Origin of the sequence: Phycicoccus sp. HDW14, from assembly GCF_011383005.1 — a bacterium.
Taxonomy (GTDB): Bacteria; Actinomycetota; Actinomycetes; order Actinomycetales; family Dermatophilaceae; genus Phycicoccus.
Genome location: NZ_CP049935.1, coordinates 4,010,820 through 4,032,774, shown reverse-complemented (window position 1 = coordinate 4,032,774; position 21,955 = coordinate 4,010,820). Strand labels below are relative to the sequence as shown.

Annotated in this window: 23 protein-coding genes and 5 pseudogenes; 7 read left to right on the top strand and 21 right to left on the bottom strand. The window is 74.1% G+C overall.

Annotation, left to right across the window (positions count from 1 at the left end; all coding sequences use genetic code 11):
* Nucleotides 1–2 precede the first annotated feature (2 nt).
* Together G7075_RS21875 and G7075_RS19840 are read right to left on the bottom strand one after the other, a co-directional pair.
* Entirely contained in the window at nt 3–1,499 is a 1,497-nt protein-coding gene (locus G7075_RS21875; RefSeq protein ID WP_240917776.1) for a lysophospholipid acyltransferase family protein, read from the bottom strand.
* Entirely contained in the window at nt 1,499–2,260 is a 762-nt protein-coding gene (locus G7075_RS19840) for an NAD-dependent epimerase/dehydratase family protein (RefSeq protein WP_240917775.1), read from the bottom strand. The genes G7075_RS21875 and G7075_RS19840 overlap by 1 nt, the downstream gene beginning before the upstream one ends.
* Before the next feature lie 54 nt (nt 2,261–2,314).
* Here G7075_RS19840 and G7075_RS21870 point away from each other — a divergent pair, with 54 nt between their 5' ends.
* A complete protein-coding gene (locus G7075_RS21870) occupies nt 2,315–2,527 on the top strand; it encodes a hypothetical protein (RefSeq protein ID WP_240917774.1) in 213 nt (70 codons plus the stop codon).
* A gap of 157 nt (nt 2,528–2,684) precedes the next feature.
* Here G7075_RS21870 and G7075_RS19835 read toward each other — a convergent pair whose 3' ends face one another.
* On the bottom strand, nt 2,685–2,783 hold the full coding sequence (locus G7075_RS19835; RefSeq protein WP_003792170.1) for a 30S ribosomal protein bS22: 99 nt from the start codon (nt 2,781–2,783) through the stop codon (nt 2,685–2,687).
* A gap of 173 nt (nt 2,784–2,956) precedes the next feature.
* On the opposite strand from G7075_RS19835, the gene G7075_RS19830 reads away from it, so the two are divergent.
* Complete coding sequence (locus G7075_RS19830) at nt 2,957–3,646, top strand: vitamin K epoxide reductase family protein (protein WP_166124114.1); 690 nt, start codon at nt 2,957–2,959, stop codon at nt 3,644–3,646.
* A 79-nt stretch (nt 3,647–3,725) separates the two neighbouring features.
* Here the strand turns inward: G7075_RS19830 and G7075_RS19825 are convergent, their stop codons facing one another.
* Together G7075_RS19825 and G7075_RS19820 are read right to left on the bottom strand one after the other, a co-directional pair.
* Nucleotides 3,726–3,926 carry a helix-turn-helix domain-containing protein gene (locus G7075_RS19825; RefSeq protein ID WP_166124113.1) on the bottom strand — a complete coding sequence of 67 codons (201 nt, stop codon included), beginning with the start codon at nt 3,924–3,926 and terminating at the stop codon, nt 3,726–3,728.
* Nucleotides 3,927–4,134: 208 nt separating this feature from the next.
* The gene (locus tag G7075_RS19820) at nt 4,135–5,325 is read right to left on the bottom strand and encodes an acetoin utilization protein AcuC (protein WP_166124112.1); all 1,191 of its coding nucleotides are present in this window, start codon (nt 5,323–5,325) and stop codon (nt 4,135–4,137) included.
* Between the two features lie 73 nt (nt 5,326–5,398).
* Between G7075_RS19820 and G7075_RS19815 the strand changes: the two genes are divergently transcribed.
* Nucleotides 5,399–6,067 carry a TrkA family potassium uptake protein gene (locus G7075_RS19815; protein WP_166124111.1) on the top strand — a complete coding sequence of 223 codons (669 nt, stop codon included), beginning with the start codon at nt 5,399–5,401 and terminating at the stop codon, nt 6,065–6,067.
* A 22-nt stretch (nt 6,068–6,089) separates the two neighbouring features.
* Here the strand turns inward: G7075_RS19815 and G7075_RS19810 are convergent, their stop codons facing one another.
* From G7075_RS19810 to G7075_RS19795, 4 genes and pseudogenes are all read right to left on the bottom strand, one after another.
* Complete coding sequence (locus G7075_RS19810; RefSeq protein ID WP_166124110.1) at nt 6,090–6,617, bottom strand: GNAT family N-acetyltransferase; 528 nt, start codon at nt 6,615–6,617, stop codon at nt 6,090–6,092.
* A gap of 73 nt (nt 6,618–6,690) precedes the next feature.
* Nucleotides 6,691–7,215: an N-acetyltransferase gene (locus G7075_RS19805; RefSeq protein ID WP_166124109.1), complete on the bottom strand. Its 525-nt coding sequence runs from the start codon at nt 7,213–7,215 to the stop codon at nt 6,691–6,693.
* A pseudogene (gene proC / locus G7075_RS19800) lies at nt 7,208–8,007 on the bottom strand (pyrroline-5-carboxylate reductase). The gene G7075_RS19805 and the pseudogene proC overlap by 8 nt, the downstream one beginning before the upstream one ends.
* Before the next feature lie 16 nt (nt 8,008–8,023).
* Nucleotides 8,024–8,974: a proline dehydrogenase family protein gene (locus G7075_RS19795; RefSeq protein ID WP_166124108.1), complete on the bottom strand. Its 951-nt coding sequence runs from the start codon at nt 8,972–8,974 to the stop codon at nt 8,024–8,026.
* A gap of 108 nt (nt 8,975–9,082) precedes the next feature.
* Here G7075_RS19795 and G7075_RS19790 point away from each other — a divergent pair, with 108 nt between their 5' ends.
* Nucleotides 9,083–9,823 carry a M15 family metallopeptidase gene (locus tag G7075_RS19790; RefSeq protein ID WP_166124107.1) on the top strand — a complete coding sequence of 247 codons (741 nt, stop codon included), beginning with the start codon at nt 9,083–9,085 and terminating at the stop codon, nt 9,821–9,823.
* A gap of 22 nt (nt 9,824–9,845) precedes the next feature.
* Here G7075_RS19790 and G7075_RS19785 read toward each other — a convergent pair whose 3' ends face one another.
* The 4 genes from G7075_RS19785 to G7075_RS19770 all read right to left on the bottom strand — a co-directional run bounded on the left by G7075_RS19785 (nt 9,846) and on the right by G7075_RS19770 (nt 13,106).
* A complete protein-coding gene (locus G7075_RS19785; protein ID WP_166124106.1) occupies nt 9,846–10,583 on the bottom strand; it encodes an ABC transporter permease in 738 nt (245 codons plus the stop codon).
* Complete coding sequence (locus G7075_RS19780; protein WP_166124105.1) at nt 10,580–11,314, bottom strand: ABC transporter ATP-binding protein; 735 nt, start codon at nt 11,312–11,314, stop codon at nt 10,580–10,582. Before G7075_RS19780 ends, G7075_RS19785 begins: the two co-directional genes overlap by 4 nt.
* A 71-nt stretch (nt 11,315–11,385) precedes the next feature.
* Nucleotides 11,386–12,177: a sugar phosphate isomerase/epimerase gene (locus G7075_RS19775; RefSeq protein ID WP_166124104.1), complete on the bottom strand. Its 792-nt coding sequence runs from the start codon at nt 12,175–12,177 to the stop codon at nt 11,386–11,388.
* A gap of 2 nt (nt 12,178–12,179) precedes the next feature.
* A complete protein-coding gene (locus tag G7075_RS19770; RefSeq protein ID WP_166124103.1) occupies nt 12,180–13,106 on the bottom strand; it encodes a Ppx/GppA phosphatase family protein in 927 nt (308 codons plus the stop codon).
* Nucleotides 13,107–13,205: 99 nt separating this feature from the next.
* Here G7075_RS19770 and G7075_RS19765 point away from each other — a divergent pair, with 99 nt between their 5' ends.
* Nucleotides 13,206–14,111 (top strand): hypothetical protein, encoded by a 906-nt coding sequence (locus G7075_RS19765; protein ID WP_240917773.1) that lies wholly within the window; start codon nt 13,206–13,208, stop codon nt 14,109–14,111.
* Nucleotides 14,112–14,127: 16 nt separating this feature from the next.
* Nucleotides 14,128–14,808, top strand: coding sequence for a class I SAM-dependent methyltransferase (locus G7075_RS19760; RefSeq protein ID WP_166124102.1), 681 nt, complete (start codon nt 14,128–14,130; stop codon nt 14,806–14,808).
* 139 nt (nt 14,809–14,947) lie between these two features.
* Here the strand turns inward: G7075_RS19760 and G7075_RS19755 are convergent, their stop codons facing one another.
* Nucleotides 14,948–15,412 carry an NUDIX domain-containing protein gene (locus G7075_RS19755; RefSeq protein ID WP_166124101.1) on the bottom strand — a complete coding sequence of 155 codons (465 nt, stop codon included), beginning with the start codon at nt 15,410–15,412 and terminating at the stop codon, nt 14,948–14,950.
* Between the two features lie 70 nt (nt 15,413–15,482).
* On the opposite strand from G7075_RS19755, the gene G7075_RS19750 reads away from it, so the two are divergent.
* Nucleotides 15,483–16,094 (top strand): LysE family translocator, encoded by a 612-nt coding sequence (locus tag G7075_RS19750; protein ID WP_166124100.1) that lies wholly within the window; start codon nt 15,483–15,485, stop codon nt 16,092–16,094.
* A 12-nt stretch (nt 16,095–16,106) separates the two neighbouring features.
* Here the strand turns inward: G7075_RS19750 and G7075_RS23270 are convergent, their stop codons facing one another.
* The 7 genes and pseudogenes from G7075_RS23270 to G7075_RS21850 all read right to left on the bottom strand — a co-directional run bounded on the left by G7075_RS23270 (nt 16,107) and on the right by G7075_RS21850 (nt 21,731).
* On the bottom strand, nt 16,107–16,310 hold the full coding sequence (locus G7075_RS23270; RefSeq protein WP_240918120.1) for a hypothetical protein: 204 nt from the start codon (nt 16,308–16,310) through the stop codon (nt 16,107–16,109).
* Nucleotides 16,311–16,372: 62 nt separating this feature from the next.
* Nucleotides 16,373–16,690, bottom strand: a pseudogene (locus tag G7075_RS23265) (flavin reductase family protein); the annotation flags it as partial.
* 71 nt (nt 16,691–16,761) lie between these two features.
* Nucleotides 16,762–17,654, bottom strand: a pseudogene (nadC, locus tag G7075_RS19740) (carboxylating nicotinate-nucleotide diphosphorylase).
* Nucleotides 17,654–19,333, bottom strand: a pseudogene (locus G7075_RS19735) (FAD-binding protein); the annotation flags it as partial. The pseudogenes nadC and G7075_RS19735, both read right to left, overlap by 1 nt.
* Before the next feature lie 22 nt (nt 19,334–19,355).
* The gene (gene panC, locus G7075_RS19730; protein WP_166124099.1) at nt 19,356–20,273 is read right to left on the bottom strand and encodes a pantoate--beta-alanine ligase; all 918 of its coding nucleotides are present in this window, start codon (nt 20,271–20,273) and stop codon (nt 19,356–19,358) included.
* A pseudogene (locus tag G7075_RS19725) lies at nt 20,270–21,162 on the bottom strand (Rossmann-like and DUF2520 domain-containing protein). The gene panC and the pseudogene G7075_RS19725 overlap by 4 nt, the downstream one beginning before the upstream one ends.
* 11 nt (nt 21,163–21,173) lie before the next feature.
* Nucleotides 21,174–21,731 (bottom strand): hypothetical protein, encoded by a 558-nt coding sequence (locus G7075_RS21850; protein ID WP_240917772.1) that lies wholly within the window; start codon nt 21,729–21,731, stop codon nt 21,174–21,176.
* Nucleotides 21,732–21,955 lie beyond the last annotated feature (224 nt).

Below are 21,955 nucleotides of genomic sequence, written 5' to 3'. Positions count from 1 at the left end.
CGTCAGAAGAAGATCGACCGGCGCTGCATGAGCAGCGTGTAGAGCGTCTGCTGGATGGTCTCGCGGACCTGGTCGGTGAGGTCGAAGACGAGCATCGGGTCGTCGGCGGAGCCGTCGTCGTGGGTGTCGGTCTCGATGGGTGTGCCGAACTCGATGATCCACTTGCTCGGCAGCGGGATCATCCCCAGCGGGCCGAGCAGCGGCCAGGTGGGGGTGACGGGGGCGTACGGCAGGCCGAGCACCCGGGCGAGGGTGCCCATGTTGCCGAGGATCGGGTAGATCTCCTCGGCCCCGACGACCGAGCACGGGACGATCGGCACGCCCGCGGCCAATGCCGCCGAGACGAAGCCGCCGCGCCCGAAGCGCTGGAGCTTGTAGCGCTCGCTGAACGGCTTGCCGGTGCCCTTGAAGCCCTCGGGGAAGACGCCGACGAGCTCGCCGCGGGCGAACAGGCGCTCGGCGTCCTCGTTCGTGGCGAGCGTCGAGCCGGAGCGACGGGCCATCGTGCCGACGAACGGGGTCTGGAAGACGAGGTCGGCACCGAGCGCGCGCATGGTGCGGTGGGCGGGGTGCTCGTCGTGGATGGCCAGCTGCACCATCAGCGAGTCGACGGCCACGGTGCCCGAGTGGTTCGAGACCACGAGCGCGCCACCCTCGGCCGGGATGTTCTCGATGCCGCGCACCTCGACCCGGAACCAGTGCCGGTACAGCGGCCGGAGCATCGGGTAGAAGACGTTCTCGGTGAAGTGCTCGTCGTAGCCGAAGTCGTCGACGGTGTAGTCGCCGTCGACCCGGCGGCGCAGGTAGGCGATGACCTCGGCGACGCGGCGCTCGACGTCCTCGGGGCCACCCCGGCGGCCTCGGCGGCCACGCGCAGCGCGACGACGAGGGCCTCGACGAGGTCGGCGACGTCGGGGACGGGCAGGCCGCTGCGGGCCGGCGCGTCGGAGAGGGTGGGGTCGACGGGGGCGCGGGGGTCGGCGCCTCGGGGGCCGGCGGCGGCTCGGCGAGGCGCAGGTGCGGGCGGCGGGCCGCCTCGTCGCGGCGGGCCTTCTCGCGCGGGGAGAGGCGGGCCCGGCCGGTGCGCTCCCCCGCCTGCGTGGTCGCCCGGGCCGACGGCGCCGAGGTGATGCGTGGGGCCGGGCGGTGCTTGCGGCGGCCGGGGGCGAGGTCTCGACCGGAGGCATCGGTGGGGTGCTCGCCGCCGTCGACGGTGCCGCCTTCTTCCGTGCGGGCTTCGGGGCTGCGGCCTTGCTCGGCGCGGCCTTCGGGGCGGTAGCCTTCCGCGCCGCGGCCTTCTGCGCACCAGCCTGCTTCGGGGCGGCCTTCGTGGCGGACGCCTTCCTGGTGGGTGCCTTCGGCGCCGGTGCCGTCGTCGCCGCCGGCTCCTCGGCGGGCGTGACGGGCTCGGCCCCGATGAGCGGGGTGGCGCGGCGGCGGGCGCGCTCGCCCCCGGCGCGGGCCGCACCCGCGGCGAGGGTGCCCCGGCGCGCGGCCATCAGCGACCGCTCCCGGCACCGAGGGCCCGCAGCACGGCCTGGCTGGCCACCCCGGCCACGCCGCTGACGGCGTCGCCGAGCACCGACCCGCCCGGCACGGCCGTGCCGAGCGTGGCGGCGAAGGCCGCGAAGGCGTCGTGGGTGGTGAAGCGCGGCTCGAACCCGAGCTTCGTGCGCATCCGGGTCGTGTCCAGGCCCCGACCGAAGGCGAGGAAGGACATCTGGTCCGGCGAGAAGTCGGCCAGGCCCAGCCGCTTGGTCAGGCCGCCGACGAAGCCCGCCGTGTTGAGCGGCAGCGGCAGGACCGGCCGGCGAGCGAGCGCCGCGGCCTGGAGCACGGTGACGACCCCGTCGCCCGCGACGTTGACGACCCCGGTCGTCGAGCCCGTGCCGCCGAGGACGAGGGCGTCGATGGCGTCGTTCTCGTGGAGGAACTGCATCCGCGCGTCGTAGCCGAGCGGGACGGGGATGACCGGCATCGAGAAGTAGTCGGTGATGGAGGTGCGGATGCGCGGGCCGATGACGTTGGCCAGGCGCAGCATGAGGATCTCGGTGTCGGGGCGGCGCCGGGCGAAGCCGCGCACGTAGCCCTCGACCTCGATGGAGTCCTTGCCGAAGCCGCCGGACGGGCTGCGCCGGGCGCCCATGTCCTCGGTGAACAGCGCGGGGTCGCGCGGCGTGGAGCCGTAGACGGCGGCCGAGGACTTGACGACGAGGCGCTCGACGGTGGAGGACTTCTGGCACGCCGCGAGCAGCTGCATCGTGCCGATGACGTTGATCTCCTTCTGCGGGGTGCGTCCCCGACGAAGGTCGGCGTGGCGATGACGTTCATGTGCACGACCGTGTCGACGCCGGCCGCGTCGATGACCCGACCGATCATCGGGTTGCGGATGTCGGCGCGGACGAACTCGACGCCCCCGATGTCGTGCGGCGGCGGGATGACGTCGACGCCGACGACGTGCTCGATGCCCGGCTCGGCGGCGATGCGGCGCGCGAGGAGGCCCCGAGGTACCGGGACACCCCCGTGACGAGAACCACCCGCGCCAACGCCTGCTCCTTCACGTCGTTCCTGGGTCCGACCCTACCCACTGCCCCCTGCCGGCGCGTCACCCGGCGGAGGTCCCGGGGACGACAAAGGCCCCCGGCTCGTGCCGGGGACCTTCGGCGGTCAGAGGTGACGCGGGGTCACTTCTTGTTGCGACGCTGGTGACGCGTCTTGCGCAGCAGCTTGCGGTGCTTCTTCTTGGCCATCCGCTTGCGCCGCTTCTTGATGACAGAACCCATGGGTGTTCCTCACGGTGGTACGGGGGTGCGGCGGCCCACCCTACCGGCACGCGAGGGCGGCCCCCAAACCGCGGTCGCCGTACCCCGTCCTTGCCGGCCCCGGGCCGAGGGCACCGCCGGCCGGTTCGCGACCTACGATGGGGGCCGCGACCACGGCACGGGAGGCCAGCCCCATGAGCGACACGACGATCGACTCCGGTCGGTCCGGACCCGACGACGTCGACGACGTCGACGAGCTCGACGACGACGACCTGCTGCCACCGGGCCGGCTGCACTCGCGCGGCTTCGTCTTCGGCGAGATGCTGCTCTTCGCGGTCCTCAGCCTCATCGCCTCGTTCGTCCTCAGCGTCGACGCGATCAAGATCGCCGAGAACCCCGACGTCATCCTCAGCTGCTCGATCAACCCGATCCTCGACTGCGCGCGGGTCGGGGCCAGCTGGCAGGCGCACGTTCTCGGCTTCCCCAACGCCTTCCTCGGGCTGATCGCCGAGCCGGTCGTCATGACCATCGCGGTCGCGTCGCTCGCCGGGACCCGCTTCCCCCGCTGGTTCATGGGCACCGCCAACGTCGTCTACTTCCTCGGCGTCGTCTTCGCCTACTGGCTGCTCTACCAGTCGACGTTCAGCATCGGCGCCCTCTGCCCCTGGTGCCTGCTCGTCACGGTCTCGACGACCTTCGTCTTCGTGTCGATGACGCACTGGAACGTCCTGCACGACAACCTCTACCTGCCCGCGCGGGTGCAGGCCTGGGCCCACGGCGTCGTCGTCAAGGGCTACCTCATGGCCGGTCTCGTCATCTGGCTGACCCTCGTGTTCGCCCTCGAGCTGCTCAAGTGGGGCCCGGCGATCCTCCGGGCCGGCTGACCGGCCACCCCGTACCCGCAACGCCCGAGGGGCGGCCCGCCGTGGCGGGCCGCCCCTCGGGACGTGTGCGGTGGTGCGATCAGGCGGTGTCGACGAACGAGCTGTGGAGGTAGGTGTGCACCTCGTCCTCCGGGACGCGGAACGACCGACCGACCCGGATCGCCGGCAGCTCACCGGCGTGGACCATGCGGTAGACCGTCATCTTCGAGACGCGCATGATCGTGGCGACCTCGGCGACGGTGAGGAACCGCACCTCGCCGAGCTGACGCTCCGTGGACATCGTGACCTCGATCTTCTGCTCTTCGCAGCGCCGGAACACGCCCCGGCTTGGCTCCCTGCGTCGTGCTGTCGCAACCATAGGGGCAGTTGTGACCACTGTGAAGGTCAATGGTCGGAAAATCCTCCGAAAGTCCAGCCGACACGCCGAACGGACCGCATGGAATCAGGCGTGTCGACCGCCGATCGACGCGTGGTTCCTCGCCGGGGCCTCAGTCGAACCAGGGGTCGAGGCCGTGCAGCGGGAAGACGGCCTGCCGGGTCGCGAACACCGCCCGGTCGAGCGGGTTCTCGGGGTTGTGCCCCATCCCCCACGGCTGCACCCAGATCGGCAGCCGGTCGGCCGGCAGGTCGCCCATCCGCCGCGGTCCGGGACGCCCGAGCAGCGACTGCACGTGGTCGCGCCACTCCTGCGGCACCTCGGTGGCCACGTCGACCGGGTGGTGCGCCGCGATGGCCGTCAGGTGGGTCCACGAGCGCGGCACGACGTCGACGAGCTCGTAGCCGCCACCGCCGAGGGCGACCCAGCGGCCGCCGGCCACCTCGTGGGCCAGCGTGTGCAGCTCGTCGTGGGCCCGGCGCTGGGCGTCGACGGTGATGGCGAGGTGCGCGAGGGGGTCCTCGAGGTGGGTGTCGCAGCCGTGCTGGGTCACGAGGACGTCGGGGGCGAAGGCGCGCACGAGCGGCGGGACCACCGCGTCGAGGGCCCGCAGCCAGGCGGCGTCGCTCGTGCCCGGGGGCAGGGCCACGTTGGCGACGCTGCCGCGGGCGTCCGGCCCGCCGACGTCGCCGGGCCACCCGGTGCCGGGGAACAGGTGCTGCCCGCTCTCGTGCAGCGAGATGGTGAGGACCCGGGGGTCGTTCCAGAAGACCCGCTCGACCCCGTCGCCGTGGTGGACGTCGATGTCGACGTAGGCCACCCGCTCGGCCCCGTGGTCGAGCAGCCACTGGATGCCGACGGCGATGTCGTTGTAGATGCAGAAGCCCGCGGCGTGCGTGCGCATCGCGTGGTGCAGGCCGCCGCAGTAGTTGACGCCGTGCTCGGCCTCGCCGTCCCAGACCCGCCGGCAGACGTCGACGGTGCCCTGGACGATGCGGGCCGAGGCCTCGTGCATCCCGAGGAAGGCGGGGTCGTCGTCGGTGCCGAGGCCGCGGTGCACGTCGGCGCGCGAGGGGTCGGCCGAGGCGACCTTGACCGCCTCGACGTAGGCGGGGTCGTGGACGGTGGTCAGCAGGTGGTCGTCGGCGACACCGGGGTGGATGACGTCGACGTGGTCGAGGACACCGAGGGCGCGGGCCAGGCGGGTCGTCAGGTCGAGCCGCACGGGGCCCATCGGGTGGTCCGGCCCGAAGTCGTAGGCGGTGAACACGTCATCCCAGATGACGCTCGTCCGTGGGGCCATGGGCTGAACGCTACTCGCTGGTCAGGGCGTGGCAGGCTGGACCCCGACGTACCCCACACCGGGAGGACAACCGATGGGCAAGAGCGCGCACGGCGACGGCGAGGTCCTCGTCATCGGCCTCGGACGCTTCGGTGCGGCCGCCGCCCTCGAGCTGCGCCGGCTCGGCCACAAGGTCACCGCCATCGAGAAGGACGGCTTCCTCGCCGAGAAGTTCCTGGGCCGCATCACGCACGTCGTGCACGGCGACGCCAGCGAGGTCCAGGTCATCCGTGACGCCAAGGCCGGCCGGTTCGGCATCGCCGTCGTGGCCATCGGCTCGTCGGTCGAGGCCTCGGTGCTCGCCGCCGCCAACCTCGTCGACGCGGGCGTCCCCGCCATCTGGGCCAAGGCCCTCTCCCCCGAGCACGCGCGCATCCTCGACCGCATCGGGGTCAAGCACATCGTCCGGCCCGAGGCCGACACCGGCCGCCGGGTGGCCCACCTCGTCGGCGGCCGGATGCAGGACTACATCGAGTTCGACGACGGGTTCGCCATCGTCAAGATGCGGCCGCCGACCGAGACGGTCGGGTTCACGTTGGAGCAGAGCGCGATCCGCAGCAAGTACGGCGTCACGGTGGTGGGCGTCAAAGCGCCCGGTGAGGACTTCACCTACGCCGTGCCGTCGACCAAGGTCTCGGCGCACGACCTGCTCATCGTCAGCGGACCGACGACCCTCATCGAGCGGCTGGCCGCCCGCCCGTAGTCGTGCGACTCAGCCGGCGGGCTCAGAAGTTGGGGATGCCGCCGCGGTCGCCGGAGAGCGGGAGGGTCATCGCGACCTCCTCCTCGCCGTCGTCCTCGGAGACGACGCGCATCGGCCGGCGCAGCCCGGTGGGGCGGAAGCCGAAGCCGCTCGCGAAGGCCACGGCCCGGCCGTTGTCGGTGCCGACCCAGTAGTAGAGCTGCGAGCGGCCCTGCTCGGCAGCGACCCTGGCGCCGGCCCGCACCAGGGCGGTGGCGACGCCGGAGCCGCGCGCCTCGGGGCGCACGAAGAGCCCGAACAGCTGGGCCGCCTCGGGCTTGGCCTCGCCGACCTCGCCGACGCTCGCGATGCCGACGGGCTCGCCGTCGACCTCGGCGAGCAGCCGGGTCGAGCGCTCCATCCGGGCCCGCCAGAACTCCTCGGGTTCGGCCTCCTCGGCGGCCTGCGTCGCGACGAAGGCCTCCGGCGACTCGGCGAGGGCGGTGAGGCGGACGGAGCGGTACTGCTCCCACTCCTCGACGCCCAGCGGGCGCACCGTGATGTCGCTCATGGCACGTCACTCTCCCACGAGACCCTCGGTGTCCGGCAACCGGGGACGGTGAACAGCGTGTGACGGCGCCCGCTCAGCGGACCCGCCGGGCCATCCGGACCTCGTCGCACGTCGGGTCCCACGGCATCGTCCCGGTCTCCCCGGTCAGGGCGAACCCGTGCCGGAGGTAGAAGCGCAGGGCCCGGCTGTTCTCGCGGGCGACGTCGAGGGTGACCCGGCGACGGCCGTCGGCGACCGCGCCGGCCAGCGCTGCCTCGACCAGGGCGTCCGCGGCGCCGCTGCCCCGGGCGTCGGAGACCACCCACATCCCGACGACGTACGCCTCGTCGTCGGGCTGGTCCTCGTCGTGCCAGAGGCCCACGGTGCCGACCGGTCGCTCGCCGTCCCACGCGAGCCAGACACTCGGCCCGTCCGCGACGAGGGCCTGCCAGTCCTCGTCGCTGCGCTCGGCGGCCTCGGCCCAGGTGGTCCAGAAGGCCCGAGGGCTGTCGAGCAGCGCGGCGAGGCGCACGTCGCGGTAGGCGCGCCAGGTGGCCGTCGTGACCGGCTCGACGCGCAGCGGCGGGGCCAGGCCGGGGACGGCGTCGGGCTCAGCCACCGGCGAGCTCGGCGCTGCGGACGGCGGCGGCCTCCATCGCGCTGATGAACGCGGCACGCACCTTGTGGTCGTCCATGACCCGCAGGGCCGCGGCGGTGGTGCCTCCGGGCGAGGTGACCTGCTCGCGCAGCACCGTGGGGTGCTGGCCGGTCTCCTTGATCATCGTCGCGGCCCCGAAGAGCGTCTGGACGACGAGCTCGGTGGCGGTGGCGCGCGGCATGCCGAGCACCACGCCGGCCTCGATCATCGCCTCGACGACGTAGAAGATGTACGCCGGCCCGCTGCCGGAGATGGCGGTGACGGCGTCCTGGAGCTTCTCGGGACCTCGAGCACCTTGCCCGTGGCGGCGAGCAGCTGCTCGGCCTCGGCGACCTGCTCGGGCGCGCAGTGCGCCCCGCCGGAGACCGCCGCCATCCCCTGGTCGACGAGCGCCGGGGTGTTGGGCATGACCCGCACCACCGAACGGCCCTCCGGCAGACGGGACTCCACGAAGGACGTCGTGATGCCGGCCGCGAGGCTGACGACGAGGTTCCCGCCGTCGACGTGCGGGCCGATCTCCTCGAGCAGCGAGCCCATGTCCTGCGGCTTGACGACGAGGACGAGGGTGTCGGCGAGCGCGGCGGCCTCGGCGTTCTCGAGCACCCGGACCCCGTACTTCTCGACCAGCTCGGCGGCCCGCTCGGGGCGCCGCTCGGTGATGAGGAGGGAGTCGGCCGGCCGTCCCGCGCGCAGCAGCCCCGAGAGGAGCGTCTCGCCCATGACACCGGCACCGAAGATCGCGACCGTACCCATGGGGCGAGTATGCCCGTCAGCCGCTCGAGGCGAGCGAGCGCAGGAAGAAGCGGACGTTGGCGGGGCGCTCGGCGAGCCGCCGCACCAGGTACCCGTACCAGTCCGCGCCGAACGGCAGGTAGACGCGCATCTGGTGGCCGCGGTCGGCGATCCGCTTCTGCTCCAGGGGTCGCACGCCCAGCAGCATCTGGAACTCGTAGGTGTCCGGGGAGCGTCCGTGGTGCGACGCGAGGGCCTGGCCGATCTCGACGAGGCGCGGGTCGTGCGTGGCGACCATCGGGTAGCCCTCGCCGGCCATGAGCACCTTGAGGCAGCGGACGTAGGAGAGGTCGACGTCCCCGCCGTCCTGGTACGCGACCGAGGCGGGCTCCTTGTAGGCGCCCTTGCAGAGGCGGACCCGGCTGCCGGGGCCGGCGAGGTCGCGGCAGTCGGCCTCGGTGCGGTGGAGGTAGGCCTGGAGCACGGCGCCGACCCACGGGAAGTCCTCGCGCAGCGCCCGGACCGCCTCGAGCGTGCGGTCGGTCGTCGTGTGGTCCTCCATGTCGAGGGTCACGGTCGTGCCGACCCGCTCGGCCGCCTCGCAGATGGCGCGCGCGTTCTCGAGGGCGATGGCGTCACCGTCACCCGGGATGGCCTGCCCGACGGCGCTCAGCTTGACGCTCACCTCGGCGGCCCCGAAGCGCGAGAGGTCGGCCTCGTCGAGGGCGGCGAGCAGGGCGAGGTAGGTGTCGCGGGTGTGCTCGGCCTGGGCCCGGTCGGTGACGTCCTCGCCGAGGTGGTCGATGGTGGCGAGCCGGTTGGTGGCGCGCAGCTCGCCGGTGACGCCCACGGCGTCGGGCACCTCCTCGCCCGCGACGTAGCGGGCGACGACGGACCGACTGACCGGGGCCCTGACGACGGCGGACCGCACGGTGTCGGACCCGGACAGCTGCAGCAGTGCTCCACGGAGCAGGTCGGAGGCGTCCACCGCAGCAGGCTAGCCGCCGGACCGGCGGCGCTCGACGCGCGGTGCCGCGCGACCCGACCTACGGTGGCCGGACGTCCCCGTCCGTCCCCGACCCCCGGGAGCCCCACCGTGCGAGCCCGCCCGTCCACCGTCCTCCTCGCCACCGCCGCGCTCCTCGCCGCGCTCGCCGCCCCGGCGGCCCCGGCCGCCGCGCAGGCTCCGCCGAGGCCGGACCCGGCTCCCTCGGCGGGTCTCGACCGGGCGGTCGCCGGCTGGCACCCGGGCCGGCACCTGCCGTTCCTGTCGATCGTCACGCCGGTGGACCCGTGGACCCGAGCCTCGATGGTCGGGGTCAGCTGGAAGCCCGGGTGCCCGGTGCCGATCGAGGACCTGCGGATCGTCACGATGACCTTCTGGGGCTTCGACGACCGCCCGCACGTCGGCCGGCTCATGGTCCACGAGGACGTGGCCCGTGACGTCACGCGCGTCTTCGGACAGCTCTACGAGCAGCGCTTCCCCATCCGCCGGATGCAGCTCATCGAGGCCTACGGCGGCAGCGACGACGCGTCGATGGCCGCCGACAACACCTCGGCGTTCAACTGCCGGCCGATCACCGGGACGACCGACCGCTTCTCGATCCACAGCTACGGCAAGGCCATCGACGTCAACACCGTCGAGAACCCCTACGTCAAGGGCACGACGGTGCTCCCGGCGGCGGGGCGCGACTACCTCGACCGCACGGACGTCCGGCCGGGGATGGTCGTCGCCGGCGACTCCGTCGTGAAGGCCTTCGCGGAGAGGGGCTTCGCGTGGGGCGGCGACTACACGAGCCTCAAGGACTACCAGCACTTCGAGATCCCCAACCCCTGAGCCGCGGGGCCGTGGTGGGCGCTCAGGGCGTGCGGCGGGGCAGGGTCAGGCTGCCGAGGAGCAGCGCCACGGCGACCCAGAGCACCATGACGCCGAGGCTCGGCAGCACGTCGCCGAGCGGGTCGGCCTGCGCCGAGACGTCCTTCATCGCGTCGACCGCGTAGGACAGGGGCAGCACGTCCGAGACCGCCTCCAGCACCCCGGGCATCCGGTCGCGCGGCATGAGCAGTCCGCAGAGCAGGAACTGCGGTAGGATGAACGCCGGCATGAACTGCACGGCCTGGAACTCGGTGCGCGCGAAGCCGCTCGCGAGCAGCCCGAGCGCGGTGCCGAGCACGGCGTCGACGACGGCGATGACGACGAGCAGCCACAGCGGCCCGGCGACGTCGAGGCCGCACACCCACACGGCGAACGCGCTGGCGACGACGGCCTGCACCACGGCCATCACCCCGAAGGCCAGCGCGTAACCGAGGATCAGGTCGCCCTTGCCCAGCGGGGTCGTCAGCAGCCGCTCGAGGGTGCCGGTGGTGCGCTCGCGCAGCGTGGCGATGCTCGTGACGATGAACATGACGACGAGCGGGAAGACCCCGAGCAGAGCGGGCCCGATCTGGTCGAAGACGACGGGCGAGTCGGAGTAGACCCAGGCCAGCAGCCCGAGCAGCACGCACGGCACGACGAGCATCAGCGCGACGGTGCGGTGGTCGCCCCGCAGCTGGCGCAGGATGCGGGCCGCGGTGGCGAGCGTGATGCGGGGGTTCACGCGGCACCTCCGTCGTGGCTGGCGTCCTCGTCGACGAGGGCCAGGAACGCCGAGTCGGCATCCTCGGTCCCGGTGCGGGACAACAGCTCCGGGAGGGGCGAGTCGCTGAGGACGCGACCGGCGCGCAGCAGCACGAGCCGGTCGCAGCGCACCGCCTCGTCCATCACGTGGCTGGAGACGAGCAGCGTGCGACCCTCGGCGGCCAGGCCCCGGAAGATCTCCCAGAGGTCCCGGCGCAGCACGGGGTCGAGGCCGACGGTCGGCTCGTCGAGCACGAGCACCTCGGGGTCGCCGACGAGGGTGCAGGCCAGTCCGGCACGGGACAGCTGCCCACCGGAGAGGTTCTCGACGCGGGCGTCCGCGTGGTCGGTGAGGTCGACGGACTCGATGGCCCGGTCGGCGGCGGCGTCGTCCCGGCCGAGGACCCGGGCGAAGTAGCGGACGTTGTCCTTCACAGACAGGTCGGCGTACACGCTCGCCGCCTGCGTGAGGTAGCCGACCCGTGAGCGCAGGGCCGGCGACCCCGCGGGCTCGCCGAGGACGGTGACCGTGCCGCCGGCGACGACCTGCACGCCGACCACCGAGCGCATGAGGGTCGACTTGCCACCGCCGCTCGGGCCGAGGAGGCCGACGACCTGCCCGCGCGGCACCGTCATCGAGAGCCCCGGGAGCACCTCGCGGCCGCCCCGCGTCACCCGGAGGTCCTCGACCACGATCGCGTCGTCGGCCATGACCCCGACGATGGCACCACCGGGACCGCGTGTCGAGCACCGGTGCGGCCCGCCGACCCCGGGACCTCCGCTCAGGAGGCGACAGGGTCGAGGTGCAACCGGGCGAAGGCGAGCGCCTCGGCGAGGTCGAGGTCGCGGCCCTCCTCGTCGCTGCGGCGGGTCGAGACCTCGACGACGACGTCGCCCGCGAACCCTTTCGTCGCCAGCGCCTCGAGGACCGCACCGCAGGGCTGGCCACCGCGGCCCGGGACGAGGTGCTCGTCGCGCGGGGCACCGGACCCGTCGGCGAGGTGCAGGTGGGTGAGCCGGGGGCCGAGGCGGTCGACCATCTCGAGGGCGTCGGAGCCGGCGGTCGCGGTGTGCGACAGGTCGAGGGTCACGTGGTCGTAGGGCTGGGGCACGGGGTCCCAGTGCGGGAGGTAGGCCTCGACCTCGCGGGTGCGTGCGCCGGCGCGCCACGGGTACATGTTCTCGACGGCCAGCCGGACGTCGGTCTCGTCCTCGCGCAGGGCGACCCCGTCGGCGAAGCCCCGGGCGTACTCGCGCTGCCACCGGAACGGCGGGTGCAGGACGACCGTGCCGGCGCCGAGCTCGCGGGCCAGGCCGACGGAGCGGTCGACCTTCTCCCACGGGTCGGCGCCCCAGACCCGCTGGGTGACGAGCAGGGTCGGGGCGTGCACCGAGAGCACCGGCACGCCGTGCAGATCCGAGAGTCGTTGCAGCGCACCGGCTTCTCGGGTCAGGGGGTCGGTCCAGACCATCACCTCGACACCGTCGTAGCCGAGCCGGGCCGCTGTGGCGAAGGCCGAGGCGCACCCCTCCGGGTACACCGACGCCGTCGACAGCGTGACCCGGGCGGCCACGCTCACCCCATCCGGTCGAGGTGCCGCAGGAGGATGCCCTCGCGCAGCGCCCAGGGGCAGATCTGCAGGTGGTCGAGCCCCAGCAGGTCCATCGTGGCGTCCGCGACGACGGCGCCGGCGAGCAGCTGACGGGCGCGCGACGCCGAGACGCCGGGCAGGTCGGAGCGCTCGCGCGTGGTCATCGCGGCGATCTCGGGCAGCTTCTCGGCGAGGCGCGCACGCTCGAGCAGCCGCTCCTCGTACATCCCCTCCGAGCTCGGGGCGGCGCCGCAGATGCGCGCCAGCGAACGCATCGTCTTCGACGTGCCGACGGCGAGGTCCGGGGTGCCGGCCTTGGCGAGCGGACGCAGCTCGGCGGCGATGGTCGCGCGGACGCACCGGCGGGCCTCGCGGACGTCGTCGGCCGACGGCGGGTCGCCGGGCAGCAGGTCACGGGTGACGCGGCCGGCGCCGAGGGGCACGGAGACGGCGACGTCTGGGTCCTCGTCGAGGCCGAGGGCCAGCTCGAGGGAACCGCCGCCGATGTCGGCGACGAGCAGCCGGCCGGCCGACCAGCCGAACCAGCGGCGCACGGCGAGGAAGGTCAGCCGGGCCTCCTCCTCCCCGGTGAGGACGTCGAGACGGACCCCGGTGCGCTCGGCGACGTGGTCGAGGACCTCGGTGCCGTTGGGGGCCTCGCGGATGGCGCTCGTGACGAAGCCGCGCAGGTCCTCGACGCCCTGGTCCTCGGCGACGGTGAGGCACTCGGCGACGAAGTCGGCCAGCCGCTCGCGGCCCTCGTCGCCGATGGCCCCGTCCTCGGTGGCGTGCTCGGAGAGGCGCAGGTCGATCTTGTGCTTGCTCGCCGGCAGCGGCTGGGCGCCGGGGTGGGCGTCGACGACGAGGAGGTGGACGGTGTTGGAACCGACGTCGACGACCCCAAGGCGCATGGGGCCAACCTAGTGGGTGCGGCGGCGGTCCCACGGCGCGGTGTGGGGGCCGCGGTGCGGTGACGCTGCGGTGACCACGCCCGTGCATAGGGTGGGCGGGTGCCCGAAGCCTCCCTCGACATCCCCCGCACCTGGGCCGAGTTCGCCGACCCGGCCGACGCGGGCCAGCGCTTCCGCGTCGACCTCACCTGGCTGACCTCGAGCTGGACCTGCATCTTCGGGTCCGGATGCCGCGGCATCTACGCGGACCGGCCCGACGACGGGTGCTGCACCCTCGGCGCGCACTTCACCGACGACGACGACCTCGAGCGGGTGCGGCGGGTCGTCGCCGAGCTCGGGGAGGACGAGTGGCAGCACCACCCGGGCCACGGCAAGCGCGGCGACAAGAACCCGGCGCGGCGCTCGGCGTGGACCGAGGTCGACGACGAGGGCGACCGCAAGACCAAGGTCGTCGACGGCGCGTGCATCTTCCTCAACCGGCCCGGCTTCCCGGCGGGTGCGGGGTGCGCGCTGCACCAGCACGCGGTGCTCACCGGCACCCCTCCGCACGAGGCCAAGCCCGACGTCTGCTGGCAGCTGCCGATCCGCCGGTCGTACCGCACCGTCGAGCAGCCGGACGACACGTCGTACCAGGAGGTGACCATCGCCGAGTACACCCGGCGCGGATGGGGCCCCGGCGGGCACGACCTCGACTGGTACTGCTCGTCGAACCCGGAGGCGCACGTCGGGCGCGAGCCGGTGTACCGCAGCAGCCACGCCGAGCTCGTCGCCCTGATGGGCGAGGCGGCGTACGAGGAGCTGGTCGTCCGGTGCGAGGCGCACCTCGCGGTCGTGCGGCACGCGAGGTCGGCCGGGGCCCGCAAGCTCATCCCGCTGCTCGTGCACCCGGCGACGGCGGAGGCCGACACGATCGGCGGCCGGCGCACCAAGGTGCCGCGCGTCCGGGGCGGGTCGGCGCTGCCCGACGGGTCGAACGAGCCCGCGCACCCTGCGCCGTCGTCCTGACCGGTTCCCGCACAGCATGATCCGCAGCCCGAACATCTGGGACACCCCGGACGTCTACGAGCTCGAGAACCTCGCGTCCGACCGGGCGGGGGTCATCGACCGGGCGGTCGCAGCGCTGCACCCGTTGGCCGGCGCGGACCTGCTCGACGTCGGGTGCGGGTCCGGGTTCCACCTCCCCCGGTTCGCCGAGCGCGGGGCGCGGGTGGTCGGGGTCGAGCCGCACCTGCCGCTGGTGCGTCGTGCGGCGAACCGGCTGCGCGCGAGGGGTTCCCGCGCGCGCGTGCTGGCGGGCGACGCGGAGGCGCTGCCCCTGTCCGCCGGCTCGGTGGACGTGGTGCACGCGCGGTGGGCCTACTTCTTCGGGGCGGGGTGCGAGCCGGGCCTGGCCGAGCTGTCCCGCGTCGTCCGGCCCGGCGGCGTGGCCTGCCTCGTCGACAACGACGCCACGCGCTCGACGTTCGGCGCGTGGTTCTCGCGCGCCTACCCGGCCTACGACCCCGTTGCCGTGCAACGGTTCTGGGACCGGCAGGGCTTCACGACGGAGGCGCTGACCATCGAGTGGACCTTCGACCGGCGCGAGGACCTCGAGGCGGTCGTGCGCATCGAGCTGCCACCGGGTGCGGCCGATGCGGTGCTGGCCGAGCACGAGGGGCTGGGCGTCGACTACGCCGTCGCCCTCCGCTGGCGCCGCTACTGAAGGCGCCGTCCGGGCGACGGGAGCACGCAGCCGGGAGGGTTCACCGTGCGCCGACCCGGTCGACCCTCCCGTGGGCGGCATCACCGGCCCCGGTCGGAGGATCGTGCCCCTCCCGGGGGAGACGATCCTCCGACCGAAGTCAGGTCAGTCGCGTCGGACCCTCGTGCGTGGCGGCCACGGCGATGCGCCCGGCGTGCTCGTCGGACATCGGCGGGAGACCGTCCAGCGGGAACCACGCCACCTCCGACGACTCGTCGTCCGCGACGTGCGCCTCCCCCGACACGTACCGGCACCGGAAGACGTGGTCGACGTACTGCGACCGGTCGCCGTTGGGGTACTCGACGACGCCGGTGACGCCGACCCACGCCAGCAGGTCCACCTCGCAGTGGACCCCGGTCTCCTCCAGGCACTCCCGCACCGCGGTCTGCGCCGGGTGCTCCCCCGGGTCGCTGATGCCCGTGACCGGCGTCCAGGCGCCGGTGTCGGCCCGCCGGACGAGGAGCACCTCGTCGCCGTGCAGGACGACCGCCGTCATCCCCGGCAGCCACAGGAGGTCGTGCCCCACCCGCTCGCGCAGCCGGAGGATGAAGTCGGGAGTGGCCACCGGCCCACCCTAGGCCGCCCCTCGCCGTGCCATGCTGCCGGAGTCGTCACCCCGAACCATCGGAGTCCTCATGAGCTGGGCCTTCCTCCTGACCTCCCTCGCCGTGGTCGCCACACCCGGCACCGGGGCCGTGCTCACCATCGCCGCCGGCCTGCGCCACGGCCGGCGGACGGCCGTGGTCACCGCGGCCGGCTGCACCCTCGGGACGGTGCCCCACCTCGTCGCGGCGACCACCGGGACCGCCGCCCTGCTGCGCGCCGGGGGCACCGCCTTCGAGGTCCTGAGGATCGCCGGGGTCGTCTACCTCGTCGTCATGGCGGTCCTCGCCTGGAGGGACCGCGGGATGCTCGGCGTCGAGCGCGACACCCCGGCCGTGTCGACGGCGCGGACGGTGCTCAACGCGGTCCTGGCCAACCTGCTCAACCCGAAGCTCACGCTCTTCTTCTTCGCCTTCCTCCCCCAGTTCGTCGACACCACCGGGCCCGGTGCGCTGACCCAGATGCTCGGTCTCAGCGCGGTCTTCATGGCGATGACGTTCGTCGTCTTCGCGGGGTACGGCGCCTTCTCGAGCGCCGTGCGCCACCACGTGGTCGAGCGCCCCCACGTCGTGCGGCGCATCCAGCGGACCTTCTCGCTCTCCTACCTCGCCCTCGGCGCCCGGCTCGCGACCACCGACCGCTGAGGTCGACCGCGCTCAGCCGTCGAAGCGGGGTCGCGGCAGGTCGACGACCTCGCCCAGCCGGCCCCACTCGTCGGCCCCGAGGCGCGCCCAGGGGTCGAGCGCGCGGATGTCGACGTGCGGCCGCCGCAGCATGTCCGCCGAACCGGCCACCGACTCCGACACCGCAGCGTGCAGCACGACCCCGACGACGACGAAGCAGTTGCCCGTGGGGCGCACCTCCCCAGCCGGCACTCGAAGGCGACCGGCGAGGAGGCGACGCGGAACGGCGCCACGGTCACGGACGGCTCGCGCTCGACCGACTCGGCGTCGAACTCGGCGACCTCCGGCGGGTAGTCGGCGCTCGTCCCGTTGACGATGCGGGACAGCGGACCCGAGGCGACGTTGACGACGAACTCCCCTGTCTCCTCGATGTTGTCGAGCGTGTCCTTGCGACCGACCGACGTGAACGCGAGCATCGCGGGGTCGGTGCTCACGACGGTGAAGAACGAGTGCGGCGCGAGGTTGTCGACCCCCGACGCCGAGCGGCTGCTGACCCACGCGATGGGCCGGGGCACGACGGACGCGGTGAGGAGGCGGTACGCGGCACCGGCCCGCATCCGGGCGTCCTCCGGGCCGTGCCGGACGGCGAGCTCGTGGCGCATCCCCCGAGCCTAGGCAGGTCCGCGGGTCAGGCGTCGTCCGGGTCGAGGTCGAGGGCGATGTCGACGATCGGCGACGAGTGCGTCAACCCACCGACGGACAGGTAGTCGACGCCGGTCTCGGCGTACTCGCGGGCCACCTCGAGGGTCAGCCCCCCGGTCGCCTCGAGCTCGACGGATTCCCCCGTCGCGCGCACCGCTGCCACCGCCTCGGCCAACTGCTGCGGAGACATGTTGTCGCACAACAGGAAGCGCGCGCCGGCGGTCACCGACTCGAGCGCCTCCACCGTCGTCGTCACCTCGACCTGCACGTCCACGTCCGGATACGCGTGTCGCACGGCCTCGTACGCAGCGGTCAGCCCGCCCGCGGCGAGCTTGTGGTTGTCCTTGATCATCGCGACGTCGTAGAGACCCATGCGCTTGTTCGTGCCCCCACCGCACCGCACCGCGTACTTCTCCAGCGCACGCAGCCCCGGGGTGGTCTTGCGGGTGTCGAGCACGGTCGCGCCGGTGCCGGCGAGCTCATCGGCCCAGCGCCGCGTGTGGGTGGCGACCCCGGACGTCCGGGACAGCACGTTGAGCACCGTGCGCTCGGCGACGAGGGTCGTGCGGGTCGACCCGCGCAGGGTCGCGAGGTGGTCCCCGCGGCCCACGCGGTCGCCGTCCGTCGCGTGCAGCTCGACCGCCACCGCCCCGTCCCCAGCCGCCGGGCCACCGCGTCGAGCACCAGGGCGACCACCGGCAGGCCCGCCAGCACACCCGCCGAGCGGGCCACGACGTGCGACACCGACTCCTGCGACGCCGGGATGGTCGCGAGCGTCGTCACGTCGCGGCCACCACCCCCGAGCGTGCCGAGGTCCTCGTCGAGGGCCCGCTCGACGACGAGCCGGGCATCCTCCTCCGGGAAGCCGAACCCGCTCACCGCGCGCCGCCGCCCATCGGCTCCGAGACCTGCCGCTCGCTCACCACGAGCGCTCCCTCGGCCGACCGCACGAGGCCCTGGTGCACCAGCCAGCGCGCGTCGTCGCGCTCGGGGAAGTCGGTGCGCACGTGGCCGCCCCGGGTCTCCTCACGCCGGCCGGCCAGGGCGGTCAGCGCCTGCCCGAGGTGCAGCAGGTTGGTCGTCTCCCACGTCCGGGGCCCGGGCTCGGCGGCCCCGGTCGGCAGGGCCGCGAGGGCCTCGAGCTCGAGCTGCGCCCGGGCCGTCGAGTCGGCGCTGCGCAGCGGCCCGCATCCACGGGTCATGGTGCGCTGCAGCCCGATCCGCTGGGTCGAGTCGAGCAGCCGGGCCGGCTCGTCCAGGCCCTCGACCGGCAGTCGCTCCGGCAGCTCACCCGCCGCGAGCCGCGCCGTGACGTCGTCGGCGATGCGGTGGGCGAACACGAGGCCCTCGAGGAGGGAGTTCGATGCCAGCCGGTTCGCGCCGTGGACCCCGGTGCACGACGCCTCCCCGCACGCGTACAGCCCGTCGACGGAGGTCCGCCCGCGCAGGTCGGTCTCGACGCCGCCGGACGCGTAGTGCTGGGCCGGCGCGACCGGCAGCAGCTCGGTGGCCGGGTCGAACCCGAGCTCGCGGCAGCGCGCGACGATCGACGGGAAGCGCTCGGCGAGGAACTCCGCTCCGAGGTGCCGCGCGTCGAGCCACACGTGGTCGAGCCCGCGCTCGCCCATGACGTCGAGGATGCCCCGCGCCACGACGTCGCGCGGCGCGAGGTCGGCGAGCTCGTGGCGGCCCTCCATGAACCGGACCCCGCGGTCGTCGACGAGGAAGGCGCCCTCCCCGCGGACGGCCTCGGAGATCAACGGCTGCTGCCCCGTCGAGCCCTCCCGAGGAACAGGACGGTCGGGTGGAACTGGACGAACTCGAGGTCGGTGACACGCGCCCCGACCCGCAACGCGGCGGCCATCCCGTCCCCCGTGGCGACGGGCGGGTTCGTCGTCGAGGTGTAGATCTGGCCGAGGCCGCCGGTCGCCAGCACGACGGCGCGCGCGTGCGCCGCCCCCACGCCGTCGACCTGGCCCTCGCCGATGACGTGCAGCGTCGCACCGCAGGCCGACCCGTCGGCGGCCGTCAGCAGGTCGACGACGAGCGCGTGCTCGACGACCTCGATGCCGGGGTCGTCGACGACCCGCTGGAGCGCGGCGATGAGGGCCCGGGAGATCTCGGCCCCCGTGGCGTCCCCGCCGGCGTGGGCGATGCGGTCGCGGTGGTGCCCGCCCTCGCGGGTCAGCTTGATCTCCCCGCCGGCGTCCCGGTCGAACTCGGCGCCGAGGGCCACGAGCTCGCGCACCCGGTCCGGCCCTCGGTGACGAGGGCGCGCACGGCCTCGACGTCGCAGAGCCCGACCCCGGCCACGAGCGTGTCGTCGAGGTGCTCCTGCGGGGTGTCCTCGGGGTCGAGCGCGGCCGCTATGCCGCCCTGCGCCCACTGCGTGGAGCCCGCCGAGAGAACGGTCTTCGTCACGAGCAGCACCCGGTCGACGCGTTCCCTCAGCCGCAGGGCGCAGGTGAGACCGGCGATCCCCGACCCGACGACGACGACGTCGGCCGAGACCGTCCAGCCCGGTTCGGGGGCGCTGAGGCGCCGGGGAAGGGTGACACCGGTGGAGGTCATCGGGCCGCCTCAGACGTCGGCGCGGGCGTGGGGGACGTCGGAGAAGACGTCGATGGCCCCGCCCCCGGGTCCGAGGACGAGCGGGGTGTTGTCGATGAGCCGCGTGGTGCCGATGCGCGCCGCGACCGCCAGCAGCGCCTCCCCGCGGTACCACTCCGGCACGTCGGCGAGGGTCTGCGGGTGCACGAGGACGAGGTAGTCGACGAGGGCCAGCGGCTCCTCGACGAGCACCTCGCGCGCGGCCCGGCGCACCGCGGACGGGCCGAACGGCGCGGCGTCACCTCCGGCCCGCAATGCCCGCGACAGGCAGAGCGCGACCTCGCGGTCGGAGTCGGTGAGGTAGGTGTTGCGGCTGCTCATCGCCAGGCCGTCGTCCTCGCGCACCGTCGGGACCGACACGACGTCGACGGGGAAGTCGAGGTCGCGCACCATCCGCCGGATGAGCAGCAGCTGCTGGGCGTCCTTCTGCCCGAAGTAGGCGCTGCGGGCGGCCGTGAGGTGCAGCAGCTTGCCGACGACGGTGAGCACCCCGTCGAAGTGCCCTGCGCGAGAAGCGCCTTCGAGCACCTCGCCCAGCGGGCCGGCGGACACCCGCACCCCGGGGTCGCCCTCCGGGTACACGACGTCGGGCGTCGGCGCGAAGACGACGTCGACCCCCGCCTCCCGGCAGATCTCCATGTCGGCGTCGAAGGTGCGCGGGTAGCGCGACAGGTCCTCCTTCGGCCCGAACTGCAGCGGGTTGAGGAAGATCGTCACGACGACGTGGTCGTGGCGCTGCCGGGCGGCCCGGATCAGCTGGGCGTGCCCGTCGTGCAGCGCCCCCATCGTCATGACGGCCGCGACGTCCCGGCTGGTCAGCGCCTCACGGGCGGCCTTGAGCTCCGCACGCGTGTGCGCGACGACGGGGGTGGAGGTGGTGGCGGTCAACGGGGCTCCTGGTCGGCGAGGATGTCGAGGAGGGGCTCGGCCGCGGTGGCCCGCAGCCGGCCGTCGTCGAGGGCGCGCAGCGCCGTGGCCCGGGCGAGCGCCACGTAGGTCCTCCGGATCTCGGGGGCGAGCCGGTCGAGCTCGCGCAGGTGGTCACCCACCGTACCGACGTCGCCGCGCGCGACGGGCCCGGTGAGGGCCGCGTCACCCAGGCGCAGCGCGTTGTCGAGCGCGGCGTGCATCAGCGGGCCGAGCAGGCGCCGGGGCTCGGGCACCCCCGCCCGGGTCAGCACCTCCATCGCCTCCGCCGTCAGCGTGACGAGGTGGTTGGCGCCGTGGGCGAGCGCCGTGTGGTAGGCCACCCGGTCCTCCTCGGCCACCCACACCGGCTGTCCGCCCATCTCGAGGACGAGCGCCTCGGCGACCGGCCGCAGCGCCTCGTCGGCGGTCACCCCGAAGGCGCAGTCGGCCAGCCGGTCGAGGTCCATCGCGGTGCCCGTGAACGTCATCGCCGGGTGCAGCGCCAGCGGCATCGCGTGGTGCCCGCGCACCGGGTCGAGGACGGACGTGCCGTGCCGGCCGCTCGTGTGGACGACGATCTGGCCGGCCTGCCAGGCACCGGTGGCCGCCAGCCCGGCCACGAGGTCGGCGAGGGCGTCGTCGGGGACGGCCAGCAGCACGAGCTCGGCGCCCCCGACGACGGACGGCACGTCGGCGACGGGCACGCCGGGCAGCAGCGCGGCCGCCCGCTCGAGGCTGGCGTCGGAGACGGCGTAGGCACCGCTGACCCGGTGACCCGCGCGGGTCAGGGCCGCCCGAGGACCGCGCCGACCCGCCCCGCACCGACGACGCCGACGGTGAGGCGGGCGGGGTGCTCGAGGCCGTCCACGAGCGAGCACGCTACTCCGGAGGTGCACCGGTAGCGTGCCGCGGGTGGACCCGGTGCCCTGGCGCGACGCGTGGCAGCAGGCCCTCTACGGTCCGGCCGGCTTCTACCGGGGCGACGGGCCCGCCGGGCACTTCACGACCTCGACGCACGGGCCGCTGGGACCGGTGCTCGCCGAGGCGTTGGGCCGGCTCGCCGACGGCGAGGGCGCGACGCACGTCGTCGACGTCGGCTGCGGGCGCGGCGAGCTGCTCCTCGCCCTGCACGCCGTCCGACCCGACCTGCGGCTCACCGGCGTCGACGTCGTCGAGCGCCCGGCCGGCCTCCCCGCCGACGTCGGGTGGACGACCTCGCCCGGTGGCGCCGCCGTCCCCGAGTCGCTGGGCGTCCTCGACGGCCCCCTCGACGACGTCCTCGTCGTCGCCCACGAGTGGCTCGACGTCGTGCCCTGCACCGTCCTCGAGGTCGACGCCGCCGGCGTCCTGCGCACCGTCCTCGTCGACCCGGCCACCGGCGAGGAGCGCCTCGGCGACCCCGTGGGCGAGGCGGACCGCAGCTGGTGCGCGACGCACTGGCCCGCCGACACCCCGGGGCAGCGGGTCGAGTGCGGACTGGTCCGCGACGACGCCTGGGCCGACCTCGGGGCCGGGTCCGCCGCGGCACCCTCCTCGCCGTCGACTACGGCCACACCCGGGCGACCCGGCCCCCGACGGCACCCTCGTCGGCTACCGCAGCGGCACGACCGTCCCCCCGCACCCCGACGGCAGCTGCGACCTCACCGCCCACGTCGCCGTCG